The 13,231-nt window shown below is 72.1% G+C and carries 11 protein-coding genes; 9 read left to right on the top strand and 2 right to left on the bottom strand.

Annotated elements, in window-relative coordinates:
• Positions 1 to 111: 111 nt before the first annotated feature.
• On the bottom strand, positions 112 to 1,446 hold the full coding sequence (locus ACZ52C_RS38005; RefSeq protein WP_469079104.1) for a DUF418 domain-containing protein: 1,335 nt from the start codon (positions 1,444 to 1,446) through the stop codon (positions 112 to 114).
• A 192-nt stretch (positions 1,447 to 1,638) separates the two neighbouring features.
• Here ACZ52C_RS38005 and ACZ52C_RS38010 point away from each other — a divergent pair, with 192 nt between their 5' ends.
• A complete protein-coding gene (locus ACZ52C_RS38010; RefSeq protein ID WP_469079105.1) occupies positions 1,639 to 2,316 on the top strand; it encodes a response regulator in 678 nt (225 codons plus the stop codon).
• Positions 2,313 to 3,434 (top strand): sensor histidine kinase, encoded by a 1,122-nt coding sequence (locus tag ACZ52C_RS38015; protein ID WP_469079106.1) that lies wholly within the window; start codon positions 2,313 to 2,315, stop codon positions 3,432 to 3,434. The genes ACZ52C_RS38010 and ACZ52C_RS38015 overlap by 4 nt, the downstream gene beginning before the upstream one ends.
• 212 nt (positions 3,435 to 3,646) lie before the next feature.
• Here the strand turns inward: ACZ52C_RS38015 and ACZ52C_RS38020 are convergent, their stop codons facing one another.
• On the bottom strand, positions 3,647 to 3,955 hold the full coding sequence (locus tag ACZ52C_RS38020; RefSeq protein WP_469079107.1) for a response regulator transcription factor: 309 nt from the start codon (positions 3,953 to 3,955) through the stop codon (positions 3,647 to 3,649).
• A 255-nt stretch (positions 3,956 to 4,210) separates the two neighbouring features.
• On the opposite strand from ACZ52C_RS38020, the gene ACZ52C_RS38025 reads away from it, so the two are divergent.
• The 7 genes from ACZ52C_RS38025 to ACZ52C_RS38055 all read left to right on the top strand — a co-directional run bounded on the left by ACZ52C_RS38025 (position 4,211) and on the right by ACZ52C_RS38055 (position 13,222).
• Positions 4,211 to 4,900 (top strand): response regulator, encoded by a 690-nt coding sequence (locus ACZ52C_RS38025; protein WP_469079108.1) that lies wholly within the window; start codon positions 4,211 to 4,213, stop codon positions 4,898 to 4,900.
• A gap of 99 nt (positions 4,901 to 4,999) precedes the next feature.
• Entirely contained in the window at positions 5,000 to 6,346 is a 1,347-nt protein-coding gene (locus ACZ52C_RS38030) for a sensor histidine kinase (RefSeq protein WP_469079109.1), read from the top strand.
• Positions 6,347 to 6,595: 249 nt separating this feature from the next.
• Entirely contained in the window at positions 6,596 to 8,026 is a 1,431-nt protein-coding gene (locus ACZ52C_RS38035; protein ID WP_469079110.1) for a phytoene desaturase family protein, read from the top strand.
• 218 nt (positions 8,027 to 8,244) lie between these two features.
• Complete coding sequence (locus tag ACZ52C_RS38040; protein ID WP_319101583.1) at positions 8,245 to 8,514, top strand: hypothetical protein; 270 nt, start codon at positions 8,245 to 8,247, stop codon at positions 8,512 to 8,514.
• A 115-nt stretch (positions 8,515 to 8,629) separates the two neighbouring features.
• A complete protein-coding gene (locus ACZ52C_RS38045) occupies positions 8,630 to 10,549 on the top strand; it encodes an alpha/beta fold hydrolase (RefSeq protein ID WP_469079111.1) in 1,920 nt (639 codons plus the stop codon).
• On the top strand, positions 10,546 to 11,166 hold the full coding sequence (locus tag ACZ52C_RS38050) for a hypothetical protein (RefSeq protein WP_469079112.1): 621 nt from the start codon (positions 10,546 to 10,548) through the stop codon (positions 11,164 to 11,166). Before ACZ52C_RS38045 ends, ACZ52C_RS38050 begins: the two co-directional genes overlap by 4 nt.
• 163 nt (positions 11,167 to 11,329) lie before the next feature.
• Positions 11,330 to 13,222 carry an ABC transporter ATP-binding protein gene (locus tag ACZ52C_RS38055; protein ID WP_469079113.1) on the top strand — a complete coding sequence of 631 codons (1,893 nt, stop codon included), beginning with the start codon at positions 11,330 to 11,332 and terminating at the stop codon, positions 13,220 to 13,222.
• The last annotated feature ends 9 nt before the right edge of the window (positions 13,223 to 13,231 follow it).

Genomic DNA, 13,231 nt, shown 5'->3' on the forward strand with positions numbered 1-13,231 from the left:
GTCGATGGTGCGGAGAGAAGCTTGCGCGCAGACGGACGCGAGCTGTCCATCCCGACGTGGGGAAAGGGCCGCGGTTTGGCCGAAGTTCGCCCGGAGGTCGCCCGGTCCCGGTCACTTCACATGGCGCGCCGGGAGCGTACCGAGGTGCAGCAGATGCTCCAGCGGTCCACGGCGGAACCGGCGGGTCCAGGCGGTGGCGAGCAGCAGGGCGGCGAGGCTGTAGACGAGCAGGTCGACGAGGGCCGGGCCGGTCTCCTCCTCCATGCCGAACTCCCGGATGGCGAGGATGTGCAGGACGTACGCCGTCAGGGCCGTCATGCCGACGGCGCACACGGGCCTGGCGAGGCGCGCGCAGCGCGGCAGGCCGTCCACAGCCGTCACGCACAGCACCACCACGAGGAGCGCGACACCGGTGTTGCCGAGGATGGAGAAGGTCGTCTGGCTGTGCGGCGCGCCCACCAGGAGCCAGGCCGCGGGGGTGTCGCCGTCGAGGTTGCCGACGGTGTCGGACCACCAGGCGGACGCGGCCGAGTCGCCGTCCGTGGCGGCGGCGACGGTGGCCCGCGCGTGCGGGACGAGGCTCAGCGCCAGCCAGGACCCGCCGTGGCCGAGCAGGGCCGACAGGCCGCCCACCCACGCCAGTCGGGTGCGGACGGTGCCCAGGGTGAGGTCGAGCCGGGCCACCGCCATGCCGGCCAGCATGAACGACATCCAGGTGAGCACCGGGTACTCGCCCGTGAACAGCAGCTCCAGGAGGCCGTCCGTGTCGCTGATCCGGGCCAGCGGGTCGGAGGCGACGACCGCGTCCGCCCAGTCACCATCCTCGATCGACAGCCGTGTCATGTACAGGAGTTGGGGCATGCCGAGCGCTCCCGCGGCGGCGAGGAGGGCGAGCGTCCGGGCGCGCAGGCGGTGGAAGGGGAGGACGGCGAGGAAGGTCAGCCCGTAGAAGGCGAGGATGACGTCGACGTCGGTGCCGAGGGCGGTCAGGGCGAACCCGAGGGCGATCAGGACGAGCGAGCGGATGACCGTCCGGACGACCGCCTGCCGTCCGGCGCGCCCGGTGCGCGGGTGCGGGCGGCCGGTGATCAGGACGAGGGTGAAACCGGCGAGCAGCGCGAACAGCGCGGAGGAGCGGCCCCGCGCCAGTTCCATCACGAAACCCAGCGGTCCGCCGTGGGCCGGGTCCGGGCCGACGTGTGCGGCGTACATGCCGAAGACCGCGAGCCCACGGGCCAGGTCGATGCCGACCAGCCGCCCGGTGGACGGGTTCGCCGGGTCCCCGACGGCCGTGGGGGTCTCGGCGGGCGGGACAGCGGGGGCAGGAGCGGGGGCAGGAGCGCGATCGAGGTCGGGGGCGGGGACAGAAGCGGCGGTCGGGGCTGGGGCGGGAAGGGATACGGCGACCGGCTCGGACGACAGGTCCGTCGACGTGTCTGGTGTCATGGCCTTCAGCGTCGGGGGCGCGAGGGGCGCGTTCCCATCCCGCGGGTGGCTGGAGGAATCCCCGCCGACCAGCCGGAGCCGCCCCCGCCAGGTGACCGGAAACGCGGAGGAATGGGAACCCGGCGGCGACTTCGGACGTCGTAGCGGTTCCAGCAGAAGTCCAGTGGTGGTCCGACGACGAGCGGGGCACAGGTGATCCGGGTACTGGTGGTCGACGACGAAGCCCTGATCCGTACGGGCTTCGAGCACATCCTCAACTCCGCGGACGACATCGCCGTGGTGGCGGCGGTCCCCGGCGGCCGGGCCGTCCACTGCGTGCGGGAGCTGCGCCCCGAGGTCGTCCTGCTGGACATCCGTATGCCGGACGTGGACGGTCTCACGGTCCTCGCCGAACTCAGAAGACTCCCCCGCCCTCCCGTGGTGGCCATGCTCACCACGTTCGACATGGACGAGTACGTGGCGGCCGCCCTCCGCTCGGGAGCCGCGGGCTTCCTCCTCAAGGACACCGACCCGGAGCAACTGCCGTATCTTGTACGGACTTTGGCGGCCGGTGGGGTCGTCCTGTCGTCCCGGGTGACCCGGACGGTCGTCGACGGGTACCTGGACAACGGGCCCCGGGAGGCCGCCGTCCGGCTCGTGGACCGGCTGACCGAACGTGAGCGGGACGTCCTGGTCCTCATCACGGAGGGACTGTCCAATACCGACATCGGTGACCGGATGCATCTGAGCACGGGCACGGTCAAGGACCATGTGAGCGCGCTCCTCACCAAGTTGGAGGTGGGCAGCCGGGTGCAGGCGGCGCTGCTGGCCGAGCGTGCGGGTCTGCTCAGGCCCTCGCGCGCCGTCGGCGGCGGACGGGAGGCCGGATGAGGGCGCCCTCCCGTCTCCCGCACGCGGGGACGACGGACGCCGTGCTCGTCGCGGCCTGCCTGGCGGACGTGTGGATCCACGGCGTGGGTCCCCATCACCCCCTGGAGCTGGCGGCGGCCCTGCTCGCGGTCTGCGCGCTGGTCGTGCGCCGCGCGCTGCCGCTGCCGACCTTTCTGCTCACCCTGCCGACCGCCCTGTTCACGGACGCGGTGTTCGCCACGCTGGTGGCGCTCTACACCCTCGCCTCGCGCACCCCTCACCGGGTGCCGCTGGCGGTGTGCGCGCTGGCGTTCACGGTCTGCGACCTGACCTGGTGGTCGTGGCCGTCACCGGAGTTCACCGACCTCGACGACCGGCAGGCCCTGATCCCGCTCTCCTACAGCGTGGCGCAGGCGACCGCGCCCGTCTTCCTCGGGCAGCTCGTCCAGGCGCGCCGGGAGCTGTCGCTGCGTCTGGTCGAGGTGTCCGAGGCGCGCGAGCACGAACGGCTGCTGATCGCGCAGAGCGTCCTGGCGACGGAACGCGCCCAGCTCGCCCGGGAGATGCACGACGCCGTCTCCCACCAGGTCAGTCTGATCGCCGTGCGCGCCGGAGCCCTCCAGGTCGGCAGCCGGGACTCGGAGGCGAAGGAGGCCGCGGCGACGATACGGCGCCTGAGCGTGCAGACCCTGGACGAGCTGCGGCACATGGTCGGCGTACTGCGGGCCTCCGGGAGCCGCCCCACCGAACTCACCCCGCAGCCCTCCCTCGCCGATCTCGACCGGCTGGTCGCCGCCAGCGGCATCGACACCGACCTGCGGACGGAGCTGCCGGCCGACCTGCCGCCGCCGGTCCAGCGGGCCGTCTACCGCACCGTGCAGGAGGCGCTCACCAACATCCGCAAACACGCTCCCGGTGCCACCGCCACCATCCGGGTACGCCGACGGGACGGCACGCTGCTCGCGACCGTGACCAACACCGCGCCCAGCCGCCCGGCCCTCTCGCTGCCGGGCGCCCACCACGGCCTGATCGGTCTGCGGCAGCGGGCCGAACTCCTCGGCGGAACGGTCACCTCCAGGCATCTGGCCGACGGTGGTTACGAGCTGCGGCTGGAGCTGCCGATCGACAGCGCGCCCTGAGCCATGAAGAAACACGATCGCCGTGCCCGGCGGTGTCACGGGACCGCTGATCGTGGAAGCTCGGCCGGCGAAGGCTCTCACCCCAACTCCTGAGTCATCAGGACGTGTTGATCGTCCGGGACGGCAGCAGGATGACTTCCCTGCTGCCCAGGACCACCGGCTGACACGAAGGCGCCCCGGGCCGCAGCCGGCCCGGGGCGCCCTGTCACCCGCTACGCGACTCCGACGGTCTGGGCTCGGACCCCGCTCCGGCCCGTCAAGCGGAACGTTTCGTCCATGCGGTCCGTCCGGTCCGTCCGGTCCGTCCGCAGCGCCAGGATTCCCGCGCGCAATGCGGTCACGACGAGATGTGTGCGGTTCTTCGCACACAACTTCTCCCGGATGCTGCGCATATGGGAAGCCACCGTGCGGACCGAGATCGACAGCTGACGAGACATGTCCGCGTCCGACATGCCATGGGCTGCCAGAAGGAGGATCTCCATTTCCCGGGCGCTGAGTCGGCCGGAGCTGTCCAATGCCATGGGTGCCTGCCTTGTTCAAAGTGGGGGTCGAGGACCCGCGTGCCGTTCGTCTGCTGCGCTGTGACTCTTCCGTGACATCCGGGCAGCGGGCATCGACCATTCGACCGATACCCGGCAGTAGTCATCGGCCGATCGGCCTCGGTTCTCCGCTCCGGGGCGGAACTTTCGCCGGGTAAGCGCCAACCGCCCGATTCGGCGGGGGTGTTCGCCCGGCCGGCTTCCCCGGACCGCCGGACCGGCCGGATGATCCGTGGCATGCTCGGCCGCGTGAGCAGCACCCCCACACGTGTGATGATCGCCGACGATCAGGATCTGATCCGGGCCGGTTTCCGTCTCATCCTCGACGCCCAGGAGGGCATCGAGGTGATCGGGGAGGCCGCCGACGGACTCGCGTGCGTGGAGGCGGCGCGCGCGTTGCGGCCGGATGTGTGCCTGGTGGACGTCCGGATGCCGAAACTGGACGGGCTGGAGGTGACCCGGCTGCTGGCCGGGCCGGGGGCCACGCACCCGACGCAGGTCGTGGTGGTGACCAGCTTCGACCAGGACGACTACCTCAACACCGCGCTGCGCAACGGCGCGTGCGGTTTCCTCCTGAAGGACGCGGCGCCCGCGCTGCTGATCGAGGCGGTGCGGGCCGCGGCACGCGGTGACGCGCTGGTCTCGCCCGCGGTGACGGTCCGGCTGCTGAAGCAGTTGGAAGAGCGGGCGGCGGCCCCGGTGGACGGCGTGGGCGTGCCCGAATCCGCCCTGAGCGTAAGGGAGTTGGAGGTGGCCCGGCTGGTCGCGGTGGGCCGGACCAACCAGGAGATCAGTGACGAGCTGTGTCTGTCGCTGTCCACCGTGAAGACGCATCTGGGCCACATCCACCACAAGCTCGGCGTACGCAACCGCGTCGAGGTGGCGGCCTGGGCCTGGTCCAACGGGACGGTACGGACCGGACGCTGACGGGGATTCCGTGAACGCCCTGTAATGGATCTATGACGCTGCCCACACATCGATCCACTCCCTGCCGGGGAAGCATGTGCGTGCCTAGCCTCCGGTTGTATGACAACTTCGTCACTCGCGGCACTCTCGGCACGAGCGACCCAGCCGCACCACCACGGCCGCCCCCGGTCACGCGCACGACGGCTGGACCACCGCGCCCTCTACCCGGCGCTGGGTGTGCTGTGGCTGCTCGACGTGGGCATCATCGTGTCGCAGCAACGGGGCTTCCTCGACTGGCTGCCGCTGGTGACGGGCCCCGTCGCCCTGGCCCTGGTGCTCGTGCCCGACGAGCGGCTGAGCATCACCTGGCGCACGGGGTTCTGCGCGGCCGTCTCGACGGCGGTGACCCTGGGCACCTCCCTGATGGGCTGGGCCATGCCCGAGTGGGGGCTGCTGGAGACGGCGTGCATGCTGGTGCTGCTCGCCCGCACGTGCCGCGACGTGGCCCGGCCCCGGGTCGCCCTGGCCCTGGCCGCCGCGATGGGGGCCAGCGTCATCGACGAACCCCTGCGCACCGGGGGCACCGCCATCACCCTGACCTACCCGTTCCTGCTGACGTTCGCGGTCGGCGGCGCCGTCGGCGCCGGGTGCTACCTGCGCACCCTGGACGCCCGGCGCCGTCGTACGATCGCCGCCGTACGGCTCGCCGAGCGGATCCAACTCGCCCGGGAGCTGCACGACTTCGTGGCCCACCATGTGACGGGCATCATCGCCCAGGCGCACGCCGCCGGCGTGATCCACGAGAGCGCGCCGGATCAGGTCGGCCCCATCCTGGGCAACATCGCCGAGGCCGGGCAGCGGACCATGGACTCCATGCGCCGTCTGATCAAGGTGCTCCGCGAGGACGGCGAACAGATCTCCCTCGAACGGCCCGAGGAGCCGTACGCCGAACTCACCAAACTGGTCTCGGAGTTCAGCGGTCAGGGCGACGGGTCGACCGCCCAGCTGGAGATCACCGGAGCCGCCCGCAGAAGCGCGCTGCTGCCCGAGGTGGGCTCCGCCGTCCACCGTGTGGTGCAGGAGGCGCTGACCAACGTACGGCGGCACGCACCGGGCACCCAGGCCACGGTGCGCGTCCACCGCACCCGCGACGACCTGCTGCGGATCGACGTGTACAACGAGGGGCCGGAGCGCCGGGTGTCCCGTCCCACGGGAGGCCGCGGCGGCTACGGCCTGATCGGGCTGCGCGAGCGTGTGGAGACGGTCGGCGGCTCACTGGCGGCCGGCCCTGCCGACGACGGGGGATGGTGGGTCATCGCCCATTTCCCCGTGGCTCCCACGGCCGTGCCGTCGGGCGCCGAGGAGACCGGAGGGCCGGGTCAGGTGTCCCGCAGGCCGTCCGGGCGGCACGCGAAGCCGAACGCGCACGCGGAGCCCGAGCCGGATATGAGTTGGGACGCGAGTTGACCGATCCGCCGCGTGAATTAGGCAATTCTACGAATCGCACCCGGCCGGTCCGCCGTCTATCGTCGAGGAAAGAAAAAGGCGCCGGGACGGCCTTTCCCACGTCCCGCAGAGTGGTGAATCGGCCCGGACCGGGCCCTTTCGAGGGCCCGGTCCCCGTCACCCCACACCAGTGCGCGAACCGGTCGTTTCCCGTCCGCCCATGTCCGGGCCCGGAACCGGCGGCCGTCAACGAGGAGGCGCGGAGCATCCATGACTACGGCCGTCGTGGTGGGCAGCGGTCCGAACGGGCTCGCCGCCGCCGTCCTCCTCGCCCGTGAGGGCGTGGAGGTCACCGTCCTCGAAGCCGCCGACAGCATCGGCGGCGGCACCCGCACCAGCGAACTGACGCCCGGGCTGCTGCACGACCACTGCTCCGCCACCCATCCCATGGCCGTCGCCTCGCCGTTCCTGCGCGACCTCGACCTCGCCCGGCACGGCCTCACCTGGCGCCTGCCGGAGATCGACTGCGCGCACCCTCTGGACTCCGGCGAGGCCGGCGTCCTGCTCCGGTCGGTGCGGGAGACGGCCGACGGCCTCCCCGAGGGGGACGGCCGCCGGTGGCGGCGGCTCTTCGAGCCGCTCGCGGACGGCTTCGACGCGCTGGCCGACGACCTGATGCTGCCGCTCGCGCATGTGCCGCGTCATCCGCTGCGCCTCGCGGCCTTCGGGTCGCGGGCCCTGCTGCCCATCACCGCCGTGGCCCGCCGGTGGCGGTCGCCGGCCGCCCGCGCGCTCTTCGGCGGGGTGGCCGCGCACGCCTTCCGCCCGTTCCATCTGCCCGCCGGCGCCGCGGTCGGTCTGACCATCATCGCCGCGGGCCACCGGCACGGCTGGCCGGTGGCAGCGGGCGGCTCCCGGGCGATCAGCGACGCGCTCGCGGCCCGGCTCGGGGAGTTCGGCGGCCGGATCGAGACGGGCGTGCGGGTGCGCACCCCGGCCGATCTGCCCCCGGCCGACGTGGTCCTGTTCGACCTCGCGCCCCGCGCCGTCGCCGACATCCTGGGCGACCGGCTGCCGGGCCGGGTGGCACGGGCCTACCGGCGCTTCCGCCACGGCCCCGGAGCCTTCAAGGTCGACTTCGCGGTCGAGGGCGGTGTCCCCTGGACCAACGAGGCGGCCCGCCGGGCGGGCACCGTCCATCTCGGCGGGACGTTCGAGGAGATCGCCCACACCGAGCGGACGATCCAGGCCGGGCGCATGCCGGAACGGCCCTTCGTCCTGGTCGGCCAGCAGTACCTGGCCGACCCGGGCCGTTCCCAGGGCGACCTCCACCCGGTATGGACCTACGCGCATGTCCCGCACGGCTACGACGGCGACGCGACCGAGGCGATCATCGGGCAGATCGAACGGTTCGCCCCGGGGTTCCGTGACCGGGTCCTCGACATGGCCGTCCGCTCCCCCGCCGCGTTCGCGGACTACAACCCGAACTACGTCGGCGGGGACGTCGTCACCGGGGCGAACACCGCCCGGCAGCTGGTGATGCGCCCCCGGGCGGCGCCCGACCCGTACCGCACGGGGGTCCCGGGGATGTACATCTGCTCGGCGGCGTCCCCACCGGGGGCCGGCGCCCACGGCATGTGCGGCGCGAACGCCGCCGCGTCGGCCCTGCGTCACCTCGGGCGGCGGCGCGGTCGGGAATGAAACGGGAGCCGTTTGCCGCGGCATTCACCGGAAGGGCCCGGACCACATCGGTCCGGGCCTTTCCGCGTCCGCGTCCTGACTCCGGCGCACTGGACGCCTTTCGAGAATAGGCATTTTTATCGATGTGGCGGGGGCCTGCGAAGCCCTAATGTTTTCTCCAGAAGGGCGACGGAAGAAAAAAGAACTTCCGCAGTCCCGAATGCGAGAGGATGAAAGAAATGAGCAGCATCGAGAACGCGCTGAACAGCGTGGAAATCCCCGTCGAGGGTGTCGTCTACGTCGCCGCTCGCCCGACCCTGGGCACCCCGCGGATCGCCCGTATCGGCCGCATCGCCCAGGCGGCCGAGGGTATCGGTGCCATCGCGGCGGCCGCCACCGCGGCGGTCGGCGTCGCCCAGGCCGCGGAGGCCAACAACCTGGCGGCGGAGGCCAACGCCCAGAACGCGGCCGCTCTCGCCGCTGTCGGTGGTACGCCGCCCGCGGCCTGACGACCGGCGGTGAACGCATAGGAACCCGCTGTCGGACCAGAGGGCTGTTCTGGTCCGGCAGCGGGTTCCGCCGTACGCGAAAGACGAATTCGAAAGTATCAGGAAAAGAGGTTCCATGAAACTCGTCCGAAGGATCACCTCCGCGGTCCCGGACAGGGTCGCCTCCGCCGTGCTCGGCCCGATACCCGTCGGCCGGGACCGTGCGCTGGGCCTCTCGGAGCGGCTGGCCGCCGCGACGAGCCTCACCTCGTCCCTCGAATACCTCACCCAGCGCCACGAGATGGGCAAGGGGGGCATGAACGACTGGGACATCGCCAAGGACAGCATCGCGCACGCGAACCCCCTGCTGCGCCGAGTGATCGACATCGCCAGCGGACGCCGGACCACGACGGCCCTGCACGTCGCACGGGCCGCGGTCGCCTCCGCCATGCTGCTGCCGGGCCGGTCCGCCTGGCGCGGGGCGGGCAGCCTCTTCCTCGGTGCCTCCTCCGCCCTCCTCGGGCCCCGCCAGCACTACGGCAGCGACGGGGCCGACCAGGTCGCGACCCTCGTGCAGCTCGCCACGGGCGGCGCCCGTCTGGTGCCCTCGCCGGCCGCCAAGGACGCCCTGCTGTGGTACGTCGCCCTCCAGTCCAACCTCTCCTACCTGGTCTCCGGCTGGGTCAAGCTGCTCGGCCCGGACTGGCGCGACGGGTCCGCCCTGCCGGGGGTGATGCGCACCCACACCTACGGCCACGAGGGCATGCACACCTGGATCCGGAACAACCCCCGGCCCGCCAAGCTGCTCGCCCACGGTGTGCTGGCGCTGGAGTGCCTCTTCCCGCTCGCCTATCTCAAGGGCGGCAAGCTGACCCGTCCCGTCCTCGCGAGCGCCGCCGCGTTCCATCTCGCCAACGGCTACTTCATGGGGCTCGGCCGGTTCGCCACCGCCTTCCCCGCGATGCACCCGCTGATCGCCTACACCGCCGCTCCCCGCACGCACCCCGCGGTGGCCGGACGCGACGACCGCGCTCTGCCCGCCGCGCTCACCCTGCTCGCGGGCGCGGCGGCGGCCGCGGGCGTCACCGCCGTGCACCGGCGCATGCGCGCCACCGAGGGCTGGCGGACCTCCCGCGTGCTGACGACCCGCCACGGCAACCGGCTCCAGTACGAGGAGATGGCGGCGGGGGACACCGACCGGCCGGTCTTCGTGCTCGCGGCCGGCCTGCTGTCCACCAGCGAGCACTACGCCTGGATCAGCGAGCGCCTGAGCTACGAGACCGAGTACGGCGTCATCACCTACGCCCGCGCCGGATACGCCGGCAGCCACCGCCGGGCGACCACCGCCTACCGCCTGACGGAGTCCGTCGACGACCTCGTCGACCTGGTCAACGGAGCCGTGGCACCGCACCGCAAGGTCATCCTCGTCGGCCACTCGATCGGCGGGGAGCTGGCCCGCCGTGCCGTCGCGCACCTCGGCGACCGGGTGCACGGCGTCGTCTACCTCGACTCCTCGCACCCCGACCAGTTCCACCGCTCCCCTCAGCAGCGGGTGACCGGTGCCGGGCTGGCCGGCAGCTTCACCTCCATGAGCCGGGCCCTGCGCCTGGGCACCGGGGCCCTCCTCGCCCGCCCGTGGTGGATCAAGGAACTCCCCGCCGCCTACCAGGAGAAGGTCTTCGCCCAGTACGCCGACGCGCGGATGTGGGACGCGGCCCGCCGTGAATGGACGGCGCTGCGGGAGGACTTCGAGGCCTTCCCGGGCCGGCTCGCGCCGATCGAGGGCGTGCCCGCCCTGGTGATCTCCGCCCAGCGGACCGTGGACCGCGACCCCGAACAACTGCTGATGCACCGGGAACTCGCCGAGGCCCACCGGTCGGCGCCCACCGAGACGGTGGTCGTCGAGGGCGCGGGCCACGACACCCTGCTGATCAACAGCCGCTACGCCCACCAGGTGACGGACCGTGTCCTCGCGTTCTTCGCGGGCCTCGACGAGCGTCCCCGCAAGACCGGGCCCGGCCGGCCCGTCACCCTCGAGAAGGAGGCCTCCCGGTGAGCCCGACCCGACGCCCCGCGCTGAAGAACCCGTTCACCGGCGAGGGCGCGGCCTGGCGGATCGTCGGCGCCGCCATGCTGGTCGTCACCGTCGCGGGCCAACATCCCTTCGAACAGTTCTCCCGGTTCCGGGCGAAGGACGTGCTGTCCCTGGTGCCGAACTGGCGGTTCTTCGCTCCCAACCCCTGTATGCACGACAGTCACTTCCTCTACCGCACGGTGGACGCGGCGGGCAACGCCTCGCCCTGGCACGACGCGTTCACGACCGAGACCCGCAAGCCCCAGCACATCGTGTGGTTCCCGACCCGGCGCGCGGACAAGGGCGTCTCCGACGCGTGCGCCGACATCCTCCCGACCCTGGAGTTCGGTGGCTTCGAGGCCGCTGCCCGCGTGCCCGGCTACCGGATGGTCACCGAGCACCTGCGGCTGCTCATCAGGTCCGAGGGCCTCGCGTCCGACGAGGTGCGGGGTTTCCAGTTCGCCCTGGCCCGGGCCACCGGCTTCGACACGCGCCACCGTCCGGAGCTGATGTTCGTCTCCCCGTTCGTTCCCCTCGACCCCGAGGCCCCGGGCACCCCGCTGACGCCGGCCCCGGCCAAGACTCCCGCAAAGGTGTGACGTGACCATGGACTTCGCCCTCCCCTTCATCCTGCTCGCGATCCTGATCTTCGCGGTCGGCCTGCTCAAGGCCGGCCTGCGGCTCAGGTCCCAGGCGAAAGAGGAAGGGAGGGAACACGAGTGAGCCGGGCACGGACGGCCGCCACGGGGCCGAGGGCCCGGGATGAGTGACCTGCTCGCCGGCCGGGGGCGGCACACCCGCCCGCAGGACCCCCCGGTGAACCTGGAGAAGGAGGGCGGGCCCGGTGGAGGGCGGCGGGCCGGGCACCGGGCGGTTCCCCAGCTCGATCTGCATCTGCTGTGGGGCGAGGGCGCCAGACCCTGGCGGGCCATGGGCCGGCACCGCCGGCTGGTCCTCCTCGGTATCTTCCTCGGCCTGGTGGGCGCCGGGACCTCCCTGGCCCAGCCCGCGGTCATCGGCCAACTGGTCGGCGCCGTCGGCGAGGGTCGCTCGGTGACCGGACCGATCCTGGTGGGCGCGGCACTGTTCATCGCCGACGCGGGCCTCGGCGCACTGCACTCGTACGTCATCGGGCTGGCCGGGGAGAACATCGTCTACGACATCCGCCGGACCCTGGCCTCGCGGCTGCTGCGCTCCCGGTTCAAGGCGTACAGCGGACTGCAGCAGGGAGATGTGTTCTCCCGGATGGTCAGCGACACCATGCTCGCCCGCTCCACCATGACCCACGCGATCGACAGCATCCTCAACAACAGCTTCCTGGTCATCGGCGGGATCGTCCTGATGGCCTGGATCGACACCGTGCTGCTCGCCGCGACCCTGGCCTGCCTCGGGGTGACGAGCGCCGTCTCCCTCTGGCTGGCGCGCGGGGTGCGCCGGGTGTCGGTGCTCAACCAGGCCGACCTCGGCACCTTCGGCTCCGCCCTGCTGCGGGTGCTGGGGGCGATGCCGACGGTGAAGGCCTCCCGCGCGGAGGCCCGGGAGGCCGAGGGGATCGCGGCCATCGCCCGGCGCGCGAGGAAGTCGGGGATCAGGGTGACGGTGATGTCGTCGCTGCTCGACCCGACCATGAGCATCGGCACCCAGCTCGCCCTGACGGTGGTCATCGGTCTGGGCGCGGCCCGCACGGCGACCGGGGCGATGCCCACCGCCGATCTGACGGCGTTCATCCTCTACCTGTTCTACCTGGTGGCGCCGTTGCTGACGCTGTTCGAGTCGATCGCCCAGTTCCAGATCGGCAGGGCGTCGGTGGACCGGCTCGCGGAGCTGGGCAAGATCGAGGTCGAGACGGACGGGGCCGCCGTGCGGCCGGCCGCCGACCGGCCGCGGGTCCGCCCGCTCAGGCGCGACTACGAGCCGGGACTGCGCTTCGACAGCGTCCGGTTCTCCTATCCGGGCAGCGACAAAGTGGTCCTCGACGGGGTCTCCTTCACCGTCCCGGCGGGCGGGCTGACCGCCGTCGTCGGCCCCTCGGGCGGCGGCAAGTCCACCCTCTTCCAGCTGATCGAGCGGCTCTTCGACCCGGTGTCCGGGGCGATCCTCATCGACGGCACCGACATCACCGACATGCCGCTCAACCAGCTGCGGTCCATCGTGGGCTACGTCGACCAGGACCACACACTGCTGCGCGGCACCGTCCGCGAGAACCTCACGTACAGCGCGCCGGACGCGGACGACAAGGACATCGCCGAGGCCCTGCGCATGGCCAACCTGACCGAGGTGATCGCCGCGCTCCCCCAGGGCCTCGACACCGAACTCGGCGACCGGGGGGCAGGTCTGTCGGGTGGTCAGCGGCAACGCCTCGCCATCGCACGGACGTTGCTCCAGGCACCCCGCTTCCTGCTGCTGGACGAGGCCACCGCGAACCTCGACACCGAGTCGGAGAACGCGCTGCGCGACAGCATCGCCATGATCTCCGGCTTCTGCGCGGTCATCGCCATCGCCCACCGGCTGTCGACCGTCACCGAGGCCCAGCAGATCGTCGTGCTGGACCGGGGCCGGGTGCACGCCGTCGGCACCCACGACGAACTCCACCGCCACAGCGACCTCTACCGCCGGCTCGCCCGGCTGCAGGCGCTCAGCGACGTGGCGTCCTGACCCGACCTC

It is taken from the genome of Streptomyces sp. NPDC034049 (genome assembly GCF_055575575.1).